Origin of the sequence: Bacillus sp. 5mfcol3.1, assembly GCF_900114335.1 — a bacterium.
In the GTDB taxonomy this organism is placed as follows: Bacteria; Bacillota; Bacilli; order Bacillales; family Bacillaceae_G; genus Bacillus_A; species Bacillus_A thuringiensis_S.
This window is the reverse complement of the sequence record NZ_FOST01000009.1, coordinates 58,064-77,186: the sequence shown is the minus strand read 5'-3', so window position 1 is coordinate 77,186 and position 19,123 is coordinate 58,064. Positions and strand designations below refer to the sequence as shown.

Genomic DNA, 19,123 nt, shown 5'->3' with positions numbered 1-19,123 from the left:
CAGTATCTTCGTTATTACATGGTTGAAGCTGCCAACTCTGTACAACTTCGTGAAGCTACTTACCGTGCTTATTATTTAGAGAAATATGATGAAGTTCCGAAATACAAACATAAAAGAGCCCTTGTCTAAAGCCGTAACTAGATTCGCTAAATTGTTTTTCAAATATTGAACCAAGCACTTGACTGATTGCTTGTTGAACAACCCTATCCACTACTGTCGGTATTCCCAATTTGCGCATCTTCCATAAAAAGAGCCAGGTCCATAAAAAAATAAGGACCTGGCTCATAAAGACATCATTATGTAAAGCCGTTAACTTCCCTACGCTGGTACGAGCCAGATTAGGTCCAAAGGGGTTAAGAAGTTCACGCGCTTCTCTCTCAGCCTACGCATACGTTAGGCACCCCTAGTTTATCACTGATTTAATTTTCAATACTTTTCCATCATACACCATAATTTGGAAAATTAAAAGTTTATTTCTTTTGTTGTTTATGGAATCATCCACGTTAAATAATAAGCCTGAACATAAGTCATAATACCAACAATAATTACGAAGAACAAACTATGCTTCACTGTAAAACGGAACAAATCCGATTCTTTTCCAGCAAGACCAACTGCTGCACAAGCAATCGCAATCGACTGCGGAGAAATCATTTTACCTGTTACACCGCCTGTTGTATTTGCTGCAACAAGAAGCACTTCAGATACGCCGACTTGCTGCGCTGTAATGGCTTGTAAATTCGAGAACAGTGCATTCGCAGACGTATCAGACCCTGTTAAGAATACGCCAATCCAGCCTAAGAAAGGCGAGAAGAACGGGAATAGTCCGCCAGTTCCTGCTAGTGCTAACGCTAACGTAGAAGATAGACCAGAATAGTTTGCGATAAATGCAAACCCTAGTACGAATCCGATTGATAGAATTGGCATTTTTAATTCACTTAACGTTTCTTTAAATGTCACTACTGCATCTTTTACATTCATTTTCAAAATAAACATGGAAATGATACAAGCAATTAAAATCGCCGTTCCGGTTGCTGATAATACATCAAACTTCAGAATTGCCTCGTAAGGCGTTGGTTTATTTACAATCGGCTCTGCTTTCATTACTAGATTATGCAGACCTGAAATTTCAAACTTAAATACAAGACTTGCTAAAGCCCCTCCTGGAGCGAATAATGCCTTAAAGAAACTTTGGCTCCAAATGACTACCATAACCGTTAATACGATAAATGGAGACCATGCTTTTACTACTTTTCCAAACGTTAATTTCGGCATCGATGCTGCTGTCGTTGTTGCTGCTACTTCACTATTTGCTTGCTCGGATTGATAGATTTCTTTCGGCTGCCAAACTTTTAAGAACAGCGCTAAACTAATTAAACTTACAAGTGCCGATGTAATATCCGGAAGTTCCGGCCCTAAAAATGTCGCTGTAATGAACTGCGTAATTGCAAATGAACTACCCGCTACAAGTAACGCAGGCCACGTTTGTCTTATCCCTTTAAATCCATCCATTAAAAATACGATAAAGAATGGAACAAATAATGATAGGAACGGTAATTGATGTCCAGCCATTTGTCCAATTTTATGTGGATCAATACCCGTTACTTGTCCAGCAACTGTAATCGGAATTCCCATCGCTCCGAACGCCACTGGTGCAGTATTTGCAATCAAACAAAGACCTGCTGCGTATAAAGGATTTAACCCAAGCCCCGCAAGAAGCGCTGCTGTAATCGCTACTGGTGCTCCAAATCCTGCCGCTCCTTCTAAAAATGCTCCAAATGAAAATCCAATTAAAATAACGAGTAGACGATGATCGTTCGTAATCGATAATACCGATGCACGAATCACATCGAATTGACCTGTTTTTACAGAAATTTTATATAAAAATACCGACATAATGATAATCCAAGCAATCGGCCATAATCCGTATAAAAAACCATATCCGGTCGCTGCCATTGCCATCGTGAACGGCATTTTATAAGCGAATAACGCTACTAAAACTGTAAGTACAACTGTAATAAATCCTGCCACATACCCCTTCATGCGAAAAATCGCTAAAGCTAAGAAAAAAAAGATAATCGGAATAAGTGCTACTGCTGCTGAAATCCAAATATTACCGAACGGATCATAAACTTGTGTCCATGTGTTCATTGTCCTCTCCCCCTAAAGAATCCCCTTTTAAATAAATACAACCTTATCAATAGACTATCAGGTCATCATACCTTTAAGTCTAAAAATAAAAAAACGTTTAAGAAAACGTTTTCAACAACTTTCATTTATACTGTACCATAACAATTTCTATTAAAAAAGATTTTTTTGAAAATTTTATTATTTAACAGGAAATCTTACAAAATCGTCACGTTCTTGTAATGTTCATCGATAGGAAGTTTGCCAAAATTATTGCATAATAATAGTATAACAACAGAAATTATTCATGAGGTGATATATATGAACGGAAATAAAATATTAGCTGCGTTATCATACTTTAGTGTACTATTTGCCCCTATCTTATTCCCTATTATCGTTTGGATTGTAGGAGACGCTGAAACAAAACCACATGCAAAACGTGCTCTATGGACACACATCATTCCAAGTATCGCTACATTCATTGGCTTAACTATTTTAGGAATTATGGGTCTTGGATCTGATCAACCAGATGTAACACTTGGAATTGGATCAATGATTGTCTTAGCTATTTGCGGAATCATCAGCTTATACTACTTCATCTGGAACATTGTAAAAGGAATTAAAGTACTGAAAGCTTAATTTGAAACAAACGTTTGTTTAAAAAAGGACCCTTGCAAATTGCAAGGGTCCTTTTCCGTTCACTTTATCTTCTGCGTTTCTTCTTTTTTCTCATCATTTTCTTTCGGCGTGTATTCACTTTATCCGCTATAATGTGGAGCGTACTTGCCACAACAATTCCCATTAAGAATGTTACAATTTCAACCTCATGTTTCTTCGCAATTTCTATTAAATTACCATCCAGTGCGATTACATTTAATAGGAATAAAAATGGAGAAAAGACGATTAACATGTACGCAATACGAATCACATCACCAAGTATAATCGTATGCGTAAAGAAAGATCGATGCGGCATTACTTTTTTATAAGGATACCAAAATATACGTAAGAAACCCCATTTGTTATAAGCATTACTGTACGTATCTAAATCCGGTGTTAAAAATGAAGTACCTACTAAAAAACCAATTGCAAAAGTTAATAAAAAATCAAAATTTGTTAATCCATACGAAAAAAGCAAAAACAAAACAACCGGAAGGGATATTAAGTTTATTTTCGTATGCGTTCTTCCTGATGGCATAATGCACTTCCTCGCTTACGTTCGTCCTGTCACCTTATGACAGGTTTCACCTATTGACCTAATTTCTGATCGATAAATGTTGTGTCTATATCCGAACCAAACCATTCTGCCAACTTCACTCGTGCCTTATCTTTCACATCTTCATTGACGTATAACGACACCTGTATTAGTGCGGCCGTTAACGCCCCTAAATCATCCGTATAGCCAATTCCAGCAATGAAATCTGGAATCGCATCAATCGGTGCAATAAAATAAGCAAGTGCTCCAATTACAATAATTTTCACTCGTTTTGGAACATCGGGTCTTTGCAAAACGTAAAACAGTAATAAACTTGTATAAATGACCGACTGCCCTGCTTGCTTTGCAACATGTTTTACTTTCTTCCAAAACGCTTCAACTGAAAATTTTTGTTTCATGTAAAAGCCTCCCTATTTTTAAAAAGAAATAAGCTACAATATGTTATCAGTAAAAGTTCATAGAAATTACACAAAACCTATCAATGAACTTTCATTGTAACAAACAAACTAAAAAAGAACAAGTGTTCGTTAATTTTTACACAATTTCCTTCATATAATAGATTTCTAGATAACCCTTACCCATCTTCGTTTCTTATTTCTCAACAAAGAAAATTTTCACTTCCACTTAACATTCTGCTCTATCTTTGTTATATTTTCTAGTTGACGGACATATAAACGAATGTTAAAGTTTTCTCTGGTAGTGACAAATCTTATACAAAAAATGTAAAATGTTATAGTGTTTCTCAGAAATGAATTTTGTTGTATAATACAGAAATGACGTTATGCTTATGAGCAACAAAAGAAACCAAAAGGGTATGCATAGTTATAGTCGTATATGGGTGAATATAGAACCTTTAATTATGGCCAAGAAAACTATGTATTTTTTATTTTAGCATTTTTCGCTCCAAAATCGACCAAGCCTGATAGAGAAAGGGTGGAAATGAATGAAAGAAACCTTGAAATCACAATTTCAAAATGTGCGTTTCACTGTATTCGTAGCATTAGCCTTATGGCTGAAAACTTACATTATTACACGCACAAGCTTTGATTTAAAACTTGAATCTTTCATGCAAGAATTCATTTTATTCCTTAGCCCATTAGCAGCATCATTACTGCTTGTTGGTCTTGCATTATTTGCAAAAGGGAAAAAACGTAACTATATAGCACTTGGAATTAATTTTATCTTAACAATCGTTCTTGTTGGTAACGTAATGTTCTACGGATTCTACAATGACTTCGTTACTTTACCAGTACTCGGACAAACATCTAACTTCGGAAGTTTAGGTTCTAGTGTGAAAGAATTATTTAACTACAAAATTATTCTTGCATTTGCAGACATTATCATATTCTTCGTTCTATTGAAGAAAATGAAAAACTTTGCACCTACAGAGCGTGTAGCACGCCCGATGCGTTCCCTATACTTCGTATCAACAGTTGCTATTTTCTTCGCAAACTTAGGACTTGCAGAAGCTGAACGCCCAGAACTATTAACACGTTCATTCGACCGCGTTATGCTTGTTAAAAACTTAGGATTATATGTACACCAAGTATACGATCTTGGCTTACAAGCGAAATCAAGTTCACAAAAAGCATTCGCTGACGGTAGTAAATTACAAGAAACAGAAAACTACGTGAAAACAACACAAAGTAAACCAGATCCAAATATGTTCGGTACTGCAAAAGGGAAAAACGTAATTGTTGTCTCTCTTGAGTCATTACAAACATTCTTAATTGGCGCAACAGTTAACGGACAAGAAGTTACACCATTTTTAAACCAATTTACGAAAGAAAGTTATTACTTTGATAACTTCTTCCATCAAACTGGGCAAGGTAAAACATCTGATGCTGAATTCCTAGTAGATACTTCTTTATATCCACTAGACCGCGGTGCTGTATTCTTCACACACGGTAACAATGAATATACAGCAACTCCAGAAATTTTACGTCAGCAAGGGTATCACACGTCGGTATTCCACGCAAACAACGCAACATTCTGGAACCGTAACATTATGTATCCAGCACTTGGTTATGATCGTTACTACAACGAGCTTGATTACAAGATTACGCCGGAAACAAAATTAAACTGGGGATTAAAAGATATCGAATACTTCGATCAATCTATTGATATGTTGAAAGAAGTGAAGCAACCATTTTATACTCGCTTCCTTACTTTAACGAATCATTACCCATTCACTTACGATGACAGTACAAAATTAATCGACGAATATAATTCTGGTGATGGAGTATTTGACCGTTACATGGTAACTGCTCGTTACTTAGACGAAGCAATGAAACACTTTATTGAGCGTCTAAAAGCAGAAGGTATTTACGACAACTCAGTAATCGTATTCTACGGTGACCACTACGGTATTTCTGAAAACCATAACCGTGCAATGGCACAGTTCTTAGGAAAAGAAGAAATCACTGCATTTGACCATATGAACTTACAAAAAACACCGATGTTTATTCACGTTCCAGGTCAAAAAGAAGGTAAAACAATTTCGAAACCAACTGGTGAAATTGACATTAAACCAACTATTCTAAACTTACTTGGTGTAGATTCTACAAATGACGTTCGATTCGGTCATGATGTATTCTCACCTGATAATAAAGGATTTGTTGTTCTTCGTGACGGTAGCTTCGTTACAGATAAATACATGTACACAAACAGTACATTCTACGACCGTGCTACTGGCGAAGTTGTACAATTACCGAAAGAAGAATCTCAACCACTAATTGATCGTGCCCAAAATGAATTGAACATGTCTGATAAAATCATTGAAGGTGACTTACTTCGCTTCTCTGAAAGTAATAAGATCAAAACTGGTGAAGTAAAAACAGCTATTAAAGAAGAAAAGAAGAGCGCTGAGTAATCTCAGCCTCTTTTTTTATTTTCTTCCATACAACTACTTATATTCATTAACTTTAAAATTACATAACCTTTACCAAATATTCACATAGTGTTAATGGAGAATCTCTATAATAAAATATGTAAACAAGGTTCTACATATTTCTTATCTCTCATCTTTCGTAAGATCCCTTAAAGAAATGTGTAAATCTTTTGTTTCTACTTTCTTATAATTGTCTTTCAACATGTTTTGTTTCCATACACAAAGCATTCAACGAGACAATGTCCCTATGAAAGATAGCTACCCTCCTTGTGCAGCATTCCATAAGAATGTTGCTTTTTTTTATTTAAAAGCAGGATTCTCATTCTTATTTTCGAATTTGTATATACAAAATGCTGTAAAGTGAAACTTTAATCAGCCCTCACCAATCGGGCATTTACGGGCATATGTAGAGAATTACTTACATAAAAATTACTATAGTGATTCTTATCTCGCATGAATGAAAGTTTCACGTTACTTACGTACTTACGAAAGGATGGGACGGAAATTGGCATACGAAAAATTTGTACTTTGGAATGATGAAGTTATTGATACAACAAAACAACAAACGTACATAGAACTTGAAGAAAGAGGTTTGCAGTTCGGAGATGGTGTCTACGAGGTTATTCGCCTATATAAAGGGAACTTTCACTTATTAGATCCGCACATAACGAGATTATATCGATCCATGGAAGAAATAGAATTATCGCTCCCTTTCTCAAAAGCTGAACTCATCACTTTACTTTACAAATTAATTGAAAGAAACCATTTCCACGAAGATGGCACAATTTATTTGCAAGTATCTCGCGGTGTACAAGCTCGCACACATATATTTTCATATGACAACCCTCCGACAATTTATGCCTATATTACAAAAAAAGAAAGACCAGCGTTATGGATCGAATATGGTATACGCGCTATATCAGAACCGGATACTCGATGGTTACGCTGTGACATTAAATCATTAAATTTATTACCAAACGTACTAGCTGCTACGAAAGCTGAACGGAAAGGCTGTAAAGAGGCACTTCTCGTAAGGAATGGTATTGTAACGGAAGGAAGTCATTCCAACTTCTTTTTAATTAAAAACGGAACCCTTTACACACATCCAGCCAATCACCTTATTTTAAATGGCATTATTCGTCAATATGTCCTTTCTTTAGCGAATACTCTTCACATACCTGTACAGGAAGAACTTTTCAGCGTTCGTGACGTTTATCAAGCAGATGAATGCTTTTTCACAGGCACAACGATTGAAATTTTACCAATGACCCACCTTGATGGAACCGCGATTCAAGATGGGCAAGTTGGACCTATCACCAAAAAACTGCAAAAATCTTTTAATAAAATCTTGTTACAATCCAATATGTCATCTTCTTAAACACGAATAATTTCTGTCCTTTCATATTCAATATATGCATTTAAATGGAAATCAAGGTGTAAATTTATGCCTTGATTTTTTCTTGTAATCTTTTTGTCATATTCAGATTCCTATATAAGTCTTGACAGTAATCGACATGCTCTTTAGAATTTTTAACAGTTGGTAAATATTTCTTCACTACATTACAGACAGAAAGGAATCGACAAATTATGAAAAAGTATCTTGCCGGTCTTGCGGCAGTGTCTGTAGCAGGAGGAGCAGCACCTACACTTGATAGTGTTCAAGCTGCACCTGAACAAAATACACAAAAAGCTGCTACAACTGTCCAAGCTTCTGCGTCAAACAGCTCATCTTATAAGGTAAACGCGAGCGTCTTACATGTTCGTGCGGGATCAAGCACTTCTCACGACATCATCTCACGCGTTTATAACGGTCAATCATTAAACGTGATTGGCGAAGAAAATGGTTGGTTCAAAATTAACATTAACGGAAAAACAGGCTTTGTTAGTGGCGAATTTGTATCAAAAAGTGGAGCAGCAAACAACAATGTAAGCACAGGTGGAAACAATAAAGTTACTGCTGATGTATTACGTGTACGTACAGCTCCTAACACATCTAGTTCTGTTTCTGGACGTGTATATGAAGGACAAACATTAAACGTAATTGGACAAGAAAATGGTTGGGTGAAAATTAACCATAATGGACAAGTAGGTTATGTAAGTGGCGAATTCGTATCTGGCGTTTCTTCTAATGGGGGTTCTTCAAACAACAATACGAATAATAACAACCAAGAAGTAAAACCAGCAAGCGGAAACTATACAGTAAATGTATCTTCCCTTCGCGTTCGTACAGGTCCTAGCACTTCTCACACAACTGTAGGTTCTGTCAAAAAAGGACAAGTAGTACAAGTTGTCGGCGAAGTTCAAGATTGGTTCAAAATCAATTACGCAGGACAAACTGCTTATATAAGCAAAGACTACGTAACAAAAGGCGGTTCTAACGAAAACGTTACAGAAGGCAACAAACAAGAGCAAAACAATAATAATGGAACTATTCAAACTGGTGGTTCTTACGTAGTTAACGCTACATCTTTACGTGTTCGTACAGGCCCTGCCGCTTACCATAGTGTAATTGGTGGCGTTTTAAACGGTACAACATTAAACGTAGTTGGATCTGAAAACGGTTGGTTTAAAGTAAATTACCAAGGAAAAACAGGCTTTGTTAGTAGCGAATTTGTAAAATTCGTTAAAGGTGGCACTACTACTCCTGAGCAACCAAAACAACCTGAAAAACCTAACCAAGGTGCAATTGGCGACTATTACATTAATGCTTCTGCACTAAATGTACGTAGCGGCGAAGGTACAAATTATAGAATCATAGGCGCACTTCCACAAGGTCAGAAGGTTCAAGTAATCTCTGAAAACTCTGGATGGAGCAAAATTAACTACAACGGTCAAAATGGTTATATCGGAACACGTTACCTATCTAAAACACCAGTTGGAGGCGCAGTAGATAATAAGCCTAACAATAACCAAAATAACAATCAAAACAATAACAACAATAATAATACAGGCAATAATAGTGGCGACAGTTCTTCCGTACTTGCATATGCAAAATCAATGCAAGGTGTACCATACGTTTGGGGCGGAACTTCTGCTAACGGCGTAGACTGCAGTGGCTACATCTACCACGTATTTAAGAAATTTGGTCATAACATTAGCCGTCAAAGTGTTGCGGGATATTGGAGTAGCCTACCACAAACTTCAAATCCACAACCAGGTGACTTAATTTATTTCCAAAACACTTATAAATCAGGTCCTTCTCACATGGGTATTTACCTTGGGGGCGGATCATTTATCCAAGCTGGAGATAAAGGTGTAGCAATCGCTTCATTAAGTAACTCTTATTGGAAGAGCCACTTCTTAGGATACACGAAAGCACCTTAATTAATAGTTTCCAAGCCTTCTAGTTTACTAGAAGGCTTTTTGCTATGAGTTCAACATATTACTCCCTTTCTCCTACCTTCTCTCTATAAAAATAATGTATCTATTCTTCCATTTCATACACTTTATTCTGCAAAAATAATCCATAACGTTATCATAATGTATATATTCTCATAAAAAACATAACCTATTTCATGTCCATTCATTTCATATGTGTTTTTTTGAAGAATTTTCTTTTTATTTAAACTTTTCGTTAGACGTTTGACCTCCGATGTCCATTATGATAAGTTACTTAAGATGTATATTCGCAAAAGTATAGACAACTGGTTTATACACTTTTTTTACTATGAGGAAGGAGCATACACTGCATGAATCTTTTATGGGGAATTGGCGGCGTGATTGGAGTATTAGCAATTGCTTTCTTACTATCTTCCAACCGCAAAGCTATTAATTGGCGCACAATTTTAATTGCGCTAGCATTACAAATGTCATTTTCATTTATCGTATTACGATGGGATGCTGGTAAAGCAGGTTTAAAACACGCTGCTGACGGTGTTCAAGGATTAATTAATTTTTCTTACGAGGGAATTAAGTTCGTTGCTGGGGATTTAGTCAACGCAAAAGGACCTTGGGGATTTGTATTCTTTATTCAAGCACTACTTCCAATTGTATTTATTAGTTCATTAGTAGCAATCTTATATCATTTCGGTATTATGCAGAAATTTGTTAGCGTCGTTGGTGGTGCATTAAGTAAACTTCTTGGTACTTCTAAAGCAGAAAGCTTAAACTCAGTAACGACTGTATTTTTAGGACAAACTGAAGCTCCAATTTTAATTAAACCTTACTTAGCACGCTTAACAAATAGTGAATTCTTCACTATTATGGTAAGCGGTATGACAGCTGTCGCTGGATCCGTTCTTGTCGGCTATGCAGCAATGGGTATTCCGTTAGAGCACTTATTAGCAGCTGCAATTATGGCAGCTCCATCAAGCTTATTAATTGCAAAACTAATCATGCCAGAGACAGAAAAAGTAGATAATAACGTTGAACTTTCTACAGAACGTGAAGATGCAAACGTTATCGATGCAGCTGCACGCGGTGCATCTGAAGGTATGCAACTTGTTATTAACGTAGCAGCAATGTTAATGGCTTTCATCGCATTAATCGCTTTATTAAATGGATTATTAGGATGGGTTGGTTCTTGGTTCGATATTAAACTTAGCCTTGATTTAATCTTCGGTTACTTATTATCACCATTTGCAATCTTAATCGGTGTTTCTCCAGGTGAAGCTGTACAAGCAGCAAGCTTTATCGGTCAAAAACTTGCAATTAACGAATTCGTTGCATACGCAAACTTAGGGCCACACATGGCAGAGTTCTCTGACAAAACAAATCTAATTTTAACATTTGCAATCTGTGGATTCGCAAACTTCTCTTCTATCGCAATTCAATTAGGTGTAACAGGAACTTTAGCTCCTACTCGCCGTAAACAAATTGCACAATTAGGGATTAAAGCAGTTATCGCTGGTACATTAGCGAACTTCTTAAACGCAGCAGTTGCAGGTATGATGTTCCTATAAACTTATATAGAGTCTTCTCTTTCTCCAAGAGAAGACTTTTTTCATGCAATCCAAACGTATTATATATATCTATCAACCACCTTATCCCAAATATAAGAACATTATGATACAATAATGTTTAGATCTTTTTATTTTTCTGATGAAAATAGAAATACTACTTGTTGTTGCCCTTCAAAAGAATTTAACGACATAGTCAATTTCTTAATAATTGCGCATACTACAAGTATCTATGGATGAAATAGCTTTAAGGAGGAAAGTTTTGTGAAAGATAAGTTCTATAAAATCCTCTCTATGTGGATTCTACAAATTGTATTTTATTTTACTACTGTACATGTGACGAATTATGAGCATGCGCTCATTTTTACAATAATATACGTAATCGTAAATGTACTATTCTTATTTTTAGCTGACAAAACAGCATTTATTTTCTTCATACTAGGAACCATCATTTCCGTATTTTATTTATTTTATGAAGCATGGCTTCATTTATGGAGTACATCAGTTCAATGGCAATATATGATTACCCACTTCCTGATGGCAGCTAACTTCTTCATTGTATACATAACAACTCACCTATTGAAAAAAGTGATTCATGAAAATAAAACTTTGACTGAGCGTGTGAGAACGTTGGAACAATATATTGGAGAATCAAAATTACTAACGAGACAAGAATTCGAGAGACGCCAAGCGTTATTAACGACTGCAATGAATCGTCGTAACGAAACAGGCATTATTGTTTACTTTGATTTCACTTCCTTTAGTAAATATACGAAGGAAAGTGTTATGGACCGTGTAGCTTCCTTATTAGTTGAAACCGTAAGGAATGATTTTGACCTTGCTGCTGAATATGATAATAATACGCTAGTTATTTTATTACAAAACACAAATGAAGCTGGTGCTGATATTGTAATGAACCGCCTAAAGCCAAAAATGGAGCAATGGCTTGCAGCTGAAGCAATCCGAGATATAAAAATTTCACGTGAGCAAATTGGAAACAAAGGACAGACATTGTTATGATGACTCTCGTTATACTTCTTTTATTTCTTCTGTTTTGCGTACTCGTTTTTTGGATCAGTATCACATTTTCAATTAAATATGTTCTTATTTTTACGGCCTTTCTATTCTCTGGCTTACTCGTTTACTACTCTTTCTTAACAATCGCGGGCTTAATTCACCGAAATAGTAAACGAAAAGATCGTACGCTAGAACATTATCCGAGCGTTGATATTTTCATCCCTGCTCATAATGAAGGGGTCGTTATTAAAGATACTTTAGAGGCAATGGCGAAGATTGAATATCCAGGAAAGCTAACCATTTATCTATTAAATGATAACTCTCAAGATGAAACACCTGAAATCGGCGATGATTTCGACAAAGCTTATGCCCACATTCGTCACATTCGTGTTCCGTCCGGTGAACCGAAGGGTAAATCACGCGTATTAAACTACGGCCTTAGTATTTCAGATGGTGAATACTTCTGTGTGTACGATGCAGATAACCAACCTGAACCACACGCACTGCGAATGCTTGTAGAGCACGCTGAAACAACTGAAGATGCTGTTGGGGCTGTTGGACATGTTCGTACAGTAAACGAAAAAAGAAACTGGCTGACGCGAATGATTTCGCTAGAATTTCAAATCTTCCAGCTCCTTATGCAATCTGGACGCTGGTTACTATTCCAAACAGGCTCACTGACAGGAACAAACATGCTTCTTCGTCGCTCTGCACTAGAAGAGCTTGGTGGCTATGACCCTTATGCAATTGCAGAAGATGCCGAATTAACATTACGAATTACACAAAAAGGTTATCTCTTACCAATCGTCCCAGAATCAGTTACTTGGGAACAAGAACCAGAGCATTTAAAAATCCTTATTAAACAACGTACACGTTGGCTCCAAGGGAATTTATACATTTTAGAAAAAATGTTCTCATCATTAAGTTTCTTTAAAGGAAAACTTCTCGTCCATTCCTTACAACAAGTTCTAGTGTATGTTGTATTTTGGCTATTCCTAATCATTTCGAACGTTTGGTTTGTAATTGGGCTACTCGGGATATTCCAAATTCAATATAGCATTCCGCTACTATTTATGTGGTATGTCGCATATATTACATATGTTTCTCAATTATTTAGTGCCCAGAGTGTCGAACGAACCTTTACACCGACTAATATTTTTATTAGCGTTATTATGTACTTTACGTACGCACAGCTCTTTACGTACTTATTTATTCGCAGCTTAATCTTATACTTACGTGCGAAGAGCAAGAAACAGGTCATTGGCTGGGATAAGACAGTTCGATTTAAAAAAGATAAATAAAAATAAGCACAGAGCGCCGTATGCTCTGTGCTTATTTATTGCCGTATAAATTATATATCAGACAATACCCCTTAGCTGAAAGTAATTTCACGTCCATCCCCCAACGAACGATCGACCTTCATTTATATACGAAAAAGTGATTGCTATTTTTGTAGAACCAATTGCTTCTCTTGCTGTTCTTTGCGCGTTTCAGTCTTAGGTTCCGTGCTTTCTTGGACACTACGATGTGCCACACGTTTCAAACAAATATGCTTCCACTTTCTTTCGTAACGTTTCATTATTCTAGATGTCCCCCTTGAATGCGCTTTAAAACTATTTGAAATCGCTTACAGGAAATAATATAGCACATATATATAAACGTGACAACACATTTCCGACATATTTTTGACAAAAATACGAATAGAATTCGTAAGGTATCGAATATTGTCGAAACCTATCGTTTTTTCTTCGTATAAAAGGCATACTACTTATATGGTAAAGTATTTTATTTCCCCTACCCGCATTTCAAATTCCTTCTATATAAAGTGAAACTTTCATTAGCCATCACCAATCGGGCTTTTACAAGCAGCTCGACTTATTTGCTTTTGCTGAATTTTGAGGTGGGGTTCTTACTGCTCAGCAAATAGAGGGATAAAAAAAGAGCTGATATGAAATCAGCTCTTTTCCTTCTATTATTAATGACGCTTCATACGTCCTTCTTTTTGTAACTCTTTAAATAATGCTGCCATCATAAAGAAAATAACAAAGACGAACGGGAATGCTGCAATGATAGCTGCCGTTTGTAAGGCTTCTAATCCGCCAATATATAATAGCGTAGAAGCTATCGCGGCTAGAACGATACCCCAAATCATTTTAATACGATTTGGTGGGTTTAAACTACCATGTGTCGTTAACATCCCTAAAACGAATGTTGCAGAGTCTGCAGATGTAATAAAGAATGTTGCAATAAGTAAAATACCTAAAACCGATAAAGCTGATCCAAAGCTGCCCATCTGATCGAACATAGCGAATAATCCTACTTCTGTTCCCATTTCTTTCACTTTGTCGAAGATATGTGCATCACCAAACAGCTCCATATGAATACCAGTACCGCCGAACACAGAGAACCAAAGTGCACCAATTACGGTCGGCACAAGTAACACACCGATAACAAACTCACGAATCGTACGACCTCGTGAAACACGAGCAATAAACGTACCTACGAATGGTGACCATGCAATCCACCATGCCCAATAGAAAATTGTCCACGATTGAATCCATTGGTTTCCACCTTCGTCTAATGGACTTAAACGGAAGCTCATGCTTGGTAATTCCTGAATATAAGAACCGATTGTTGAAGTGAAGTAATTCATAATAAAGTTTGTTGGACCCGCAAATAATACAATAATCATAAGTGCAAACGCAAAAATAATATTCGTATTACTTAAATATTTAATTCCTTTATCAAGACCTGTTTGCGCAGATAACATAAATAATACTGTTACGATTGCAATAATAACTAACTGAGTCGTTAATGAGTTCGGGATAGATGTTAAATAACTAACACCACCTGCAATTTGTTTTGCACCGAGACCTAATGATGTTGCAACACCAAACACAGTTGCGAAAACAGCTAACACATCAAATGAATGAGCAATACGCCCGTGTTCCCCGCCCTTAAATAACGGGCCTACTGTCGCACTAATCGTACTTGCTTTTCCTTTTCTAAAGGTAAAGTAAGCAATACATAACGCTACAAACGCATATAGTCCCCAAGGATGTAATCCCCAATGGAAAAATGAAAAACGCAGTGCAAGGCGCGCACTTTCCTCAGTTGCACTATCCCCAAACGGAGGTGCGTATAAATGGTTTAATGGTTCGGCAACGCCCCAGAAAACTAAGCCAATACCCATACCAGCACTAAATAACATAGCAAACCATGTCATATAACTATAATCAGGTTCGTCATCATCTTTACCTAAACGAATAGAACCGTATTTCGAAACAATTAAAAAGATAGATACACCTAAAATAATAGAAACGGAAATAATATAAAACCATCCAAACTTACTAACTAATGCAGTTTGAATTGCGGTTGTTACATTTCCTAAGCTACCTTTTCCAATAATAGATTCGGGAATAATCCCCCAAATTGTAAATGCAATACATAATGTTAATGAAACGATGAATGTTTTTGTCAGTTTCCTCATCAAATCCCCCTTCGTAGGTTTCGTTTTTGTAAATAACATAAATTCCGATATGTAAAATCGGATAGAAAACTATAATTTTGCGGTGATTTTCTTACTTTCACCTTCACCAATTCGAATTCTTATGGACAGCCTTACCTTTCGTATAACCTTTTCACTCTGCAAGAGCTACAAGTTAGAAATACTGCTGTCAAATTGTGTGAGAAAAACGCGGATAGGAATGTATTTTCCTAAAAAAGGATGTGTTACATATGTAAAAAAGGGCAAAGTTCTTCCTTGCAACCCTTTCGTTTTGTAACAATTATGCGGTTTTTTTGCTAGTATATAGCACGTGTTTATAGCTTCACAAACAAAATGTTTATGTTTATATAACTATATTACCCATAAAACGGTAAAATACTCAAGGAATGTAATCGTTTAGTAAACATCATGTAACATCCCTGTAATATTCTTATTTACGTCGAAAAAAACATGTTGTATTAAATATTTTGAATATAACTAGAAACCTATGAGTCATATAGAATGAAAAACGCTTTCCTATATTTTTTGTTATATTACAGGATGTTAACGACTTATTACGAATGGTTTGTAATTGTGTGTTTTCCCCAAATCCGAAAAAATCTGTTGCTATAATGAGGACACGAAAACAAACGCAATGGAGGCTATCATGAAAAAATTAATTGGTATAGCAACAGCAGCAGTTTTTGGTCTTGGGATTTTCACATCATCTGCTAATGCAGAAACTGTTGTAACAACAGACGTACTAAACGTACGCGAAAACCCTACTACGGAATCAAAAGTTGTCGGTAAATTACTAAACGGTAATAAGATAGATGTTCAAAATACAGAGAACGGATGGTCAAAAGTTACTTTAGACGGTAAAGACGCATTCGTAAGTGCAGAGTTCACAAAAAGCATCTACTACGTAACAGCTAACGTATTAAACGTACGTGCTGAAGCGAACACAAACTCAGAAATTCTTGGAAAGTTGAAGAAAGACGATGTAATCGAAACAACGAACCAAGTACAAAATGAGTGGTTACAATTTGAATATAACGGGAAAACAGCTTATGTTCATGTTCCTTTCTTAACAGGTACAGCACCTGTAATTGAGAAACAAGAAACGACTGTTCCTGCTAAAGCTGAAGCACCAGCTAAGGCTCAAGCACCTGCAGCACAAGCAAAACCAGCTGCTAAGCCTGCTGTGAAAGCTGCTGAAACTAGCACACCATCTGGTGGTCGTGAGTTAACAGTTGTAGCTACAGCATATACAGCTCACCCGAGCGAAAACGGTGGCACATATGGCGGCCGTGTATTAACTGCAATGGGTCATGATTTAACTGCGAATCCAAACATGAAAATGATCGCTGTTGACCCGAAAGTAATCCCATTAGGATCTAAAGTATGGGTAGAAGGTTACGGAGAAGCTATCGCTGGAGATACTGGTGGTGCAATTAAAGGTAACCGTATCGACATCTTACTTGGATCAGATAGCGCTGCTCAAAAATGGGGACGCAAAACTGTTAAAGTGAAAATTTTAAAATAACCAATGACTGCTAAATTACAAGCCGGTTCTCTTTATTGAGAGCTGGCTTTTATTTATTTATAATACATATAAGGAGGCTATGCCCATGAATGTACAAGCAAAAGTAGACTGGATTGGTACGCCAAAGCCGTACATATATAAAGATGAAGTAACATATAACGCTACTTCTATTGATTTCTCACTTGCTGGCGATGATAATCGCTATAAGTTAATTGTGCTCAAGTCTGAAAACAATACACATTACAAAATTGTGCAATATGGAATAAAACCAGGCTCTCAAAAACCATTTCCTATCGACATTCCATTTGAACAAAATATGTTGCCAATTATAGAGCAAATATTACATGATCCGTATGTACAAGCGATATTAAAAGAAACGCACTTATAATTGAAAAAAAGATATATCAACGATTTTTCGAATATATCTATCATAAATCGCAATATATCAACGATTTTTCAATTATATCTATCATAACTTACGATATATCAACGGTTTGACACGAAATATCGATTTAGCTACAAAATAAAGAGGCTGTTCAAATATTGAACAGCCTCTTTCATATTAACGAGTTGGACCAGATACATCTTCTGATTTCAACGTATTATTTGCACCAAGAGAATGATACAACATCTTTCCATTTCCATTCACAGTTACAATATGTTCGTTATTAAAACTTTTGAACTTCACAGATCCATCACCGTAACGAATGTGATACTCTTCATATGTCGTTACTTTATATTTCGTATCACTTTGACGCTCTACATTACGAACTTCCATCGTTAATAAGTCTTCTGTAATTCCTTTTTTGTGTAAATACTGTATATAATCACGGTCTTCCTTATACGATTTCCCGCTCTTATCATAATTATTTTCAATTAAACTAAAATCATTTAATGAAATTGCACGTACGTTATCATAAATATGATTTTTTACAAATTCGCCCACTGCTGAATTTGATGTTTCTTTCGGGAATTTTAAGTAATACGTGCTTTGGTCTCCAATTTTAATACTTTCAGATTTCATCACACCAAAATCAGTAGTTTTCTCTAAATGTACTTCTACTGTTTCATCTGTGGATACAGGACCAAGCTTATAACTTCCATAACTTAATTTTCCACGTTTTTTCCCGTTCACAAATACAGTTGCATCACTTTCATCAGAAGAAATGCTTACATACTTGCCTTCAAGCGATAAATCAATTTTCACTTTCTCACTCTGCTCATCCGCTAAATCTACTTCTTTCTCTGTTTCTAATTCAGTAAGTTCTGTCTTCGCCGTTGCCTTTACAACATATGTACCTGGGAAGTATGGCCCCAACTCTTTCGAATTTTTATCACTAGAAAGCTCTGTTTCTTTTTTGTCATTCACATATATTTCTGCATTCTTTGCAGTTGTACTTACATTCATATAATAAGATTTCATGCTGAACTTATACTTTGGATATAAGAACCACTCTTTTCCCTCTTCTACTATTTCCCCGTCTTTAAATGCAGGTTTATCTTTTGTTAACTTTTGATCTACTGTCTCTTTCTGTAAATAAGACAACAATTGTTTGTTGTAAGAAGGATTCTCTTTTAAATAACGCATGTACGCTTTAATATCCTCTGTCTTAATCTTTAAACTTGAATCATTTGCTTTCACAAACTCATCAATTGCGTTAATATCTTTCTTTTGGAATGCTTCAATCATTACATTTACTTGCTTTTCTTTTGAAAACTTATATGCTCCAAATTTATATGCCCCAAATAATAAAATAACAATAATAGCAAAACCAATGATTAAAAATAAATTCCTCTTACTTTTCACTGGTTTTGTCTCACTTTGTAATTCTGTATATGAAGCAGCAGTGTTATCAACGATTACTTCTACTTTACTCCCACACTCAGGACAAAAGTTTAAATGGTCTGCAACGTTCTTTTTACATGTTCCACAAAACTTCAACGTGCT

The 19,123-nt window shown here is 36.0% G+C and carries 14 protein-coding genes, 2 pseudogenes and 1 riboswitch; of the genes and pseudogenes, 10 read left to right on the top strand and 6 right to left on the bottom strand.

Going from position 1 to position 19,123, the window contains the following annotated elements; translation table 11 throughout:
* Positions 1-126, top strand: a pseudogene (locus tag BM089_RS31605) (IS110 family transposase); the annotation flags it as partial.
* Here the strand turns inward: BM089_RS31605 and BM089_RS31600 are convergent.
* Positions 125-241 (bottom strand): annotated as a pseudogene (locus tag BM089_RS31600) (Retron-type RNA-directed DNA polymerase); the annotation flags it as partial. The pseudogenes BM089_RS31605 and BM089_RS31600 sit on opposite strands and share 2 nt — an antisense overlap.
* A gap of 57 nt (positions 242-298) precedes the next feature.
* Positions 299-415: riboswitch (TPP riboswitch) on the bottom strand.
* A gap of 71 nt (positions 416-486) precedes the next feature.
* Positions 487-2,148 carry an L-lactate permease gene (gene lldP / locus BM089_RS26925; protein WP_090978565.1) on the bottom strand — a complete coding sequence of 554 codons (1,662 nt, stop codon included), beginning with the start codon at positions 2,146-2,148 and terminating at the stop codon, positions 487-489.
* Positions 2,149-2,445: 297 nt separating this feature from the next.
* Between lldP and BM089_RS26920 the strand changes: the two genes are divergently transcribed.
* On the top strand, positions 2,446-2,763 hold the full coding sequence (locus tag BM089_RS26920) for a magnetosome magnetite crystal formation protein family (RefSeq protein WP_001014092.1): 318 nt from the start codon (positions 2,446-2,448) through the stop codon (positions 2,761-2,763).
* Positions 2,764-2,827: 64 nt separating this feature from the next.
* On the opposite strand, the gene BM089_RS26915 is transcribed toward BM089_RS26920, so the two are convergent.
* Positions 2,828-3,319 (bottom strand): metal-binding protein, encoded by a 492-nt coding sequence (locus BM089_RS26915; protein WP_001139059.1) that lies wholly within the window; start codon positions 3,317-3,319, stop codon positions 2,828-2,830.
* 50 nt (positions 3,320-3,369) lie between these two features.
* Positions 3,370-3,735, bottom strand: a complete 366-nt coding sequence (locus BM089_RS26910) for a YkvA family protein (RefSeq protein ID WP_000810378.1) — start codon at positions 3,733-3,735, stop codon at positions 3,370-3,372.
* A gap of 545 nt (positions 3,736-4,280) precedes the next feature.
* On the opposite strand from BM089_RS26910, the gene BM089_RS26900 reads away from it, so the two are divergent.
* The 6 genes from BM089_RS26900 (at position 4,281) to BM089_RS26870 (ending at position 13,443) form a co-directional block, all read left to right on the top strand.
* Entirely contained in the window at positions 4,281-6,209 is a 1,929-nt protein-coding gene (locus BM089_RS26900) for an LTA synthase family protein (RefSeq protein WP_000665343.1), read from the top strand.
* A 511-nt stretch (positions 6,210-6,720) separates the two neighbouring features.
* Complete coding sequence (locus BM089_RS26890) at positions 6,721-7,605, top strand: D-amino-acid transaminase (protein ID WP_075717958.1); 885 nt, start codon at positions 6,721-6,723, stop codon at positions 7,603-7,605.
* A gap of 209 nt (positions 7,606-7,814) precedes the next feature.
* Positions 7,815-9,551, top strand: a complete 1,737-nt coding sequence (locus BM089_RS26885) for a C40 family peptidase (protein WP_000760290.1) — start codon at positions 7,815-7,817, stop codon at positions 9,549-9,551.
* A gap of 365 nt (positions 9,552-9,916) precedes the next feature.
* Positions 9,917-11,128 (top strand): NupC/NupG family nucleoside CNT transporter, encoded by a 1,212-nt coding sequence (locus BM089_RS26880; protein WP_001051020.1) that lies wholly within the window; start codon positions 9,917-9,919, stop codon positions 11,126-11,128.
* A 261-nt stretch (positions 11,129-11,389) separates the two neighbouring features.
* Entirely contained in the window at positions 11,390-12,145 is a 756-nt protein-coding gene (locus tag BM089_RS26875; RefSeq protein ID WP_000653229.1) for a nucleotidyl cyclase domain-containing protein, read from the top strand.
* Positions 12,142-13,443, top strand: coding sequence for a glycosyltransferase family 2 protein (locus BM089_RS26870; protein WP_000988755.1), 1,302 nt, complete (start codon positions 12,142-12,144; stop codon positions 13,441-13,443). Before BM089_RS26875 ends, BM089_RS26870 begins: the two co-directional genes overlap by 4 nt.
* A gap of 674 nt (positions 13,444-14,117) precedes the next feature.
* Here the strand turns inward: BM089_RS26870 and opuD are convergent.
* Positions 14,118-15,632 carry a glycine betaine transporter OpuD gene (gene opuD / locus BM089_RS26860; protein ID WP_001229103.1) on the bottom strand — a complete coding sequence of 505 codons (1,515 nt, stop codon included), beginning with the start codon at positions 15,630-15,632 and terminating at the stop codon, positions 14,118-14,120.
* A gap of 664 nt (positions 15,633-16,296) precedes the next feature.
* Here opuD and BM089_RS26850 point away from each other — a divergent pair.
* Both BM089_RS26850 and BM089_RS26845 read left to right on the top strand, forming a co-directional pair.
* Positions 16,297-17,175 (top strand): cell wall-binding protein EntA, encoded by an 879-nt coding sequence (locus tag BM089_RS26850; RefSeq protein WP_000733343.1) that lies wholly within the window; start codon positions 16,297-16,299, stop codon positions 17,173-17,175.
* 85 nt (positions 17,176-17,260) lie between these two features.
* Positions 17,261-17,563 (top strand): DUF3910 family protein, encoded by a 303-nt coding sequence (locus BM089_RS26845; RefSeq protein ID WP_090978563.1) that lies wholly within the window; start codon positions 17,261-17,263, stop codon positions 17,561-17,563.
* 174 nt (positions 17,564-17,737) lie between these two features.
* Here BM089_RS26845 and BM089_RS26840 read toward each other — a convergent pair whose 3' ends face one another.
* Positions 17,738-19,117, bottom strand: coding sequence for a zinc ribbon domain-containing protein (locus BM089_RS26840; protein ID WP_090978561.1), 1,380 nt, complete (start codon positions 19,115-19,117; stop codon positions 17,738-17,740).
* Positions 19,118-19,123: the final 6 nt, after the last annotated feature.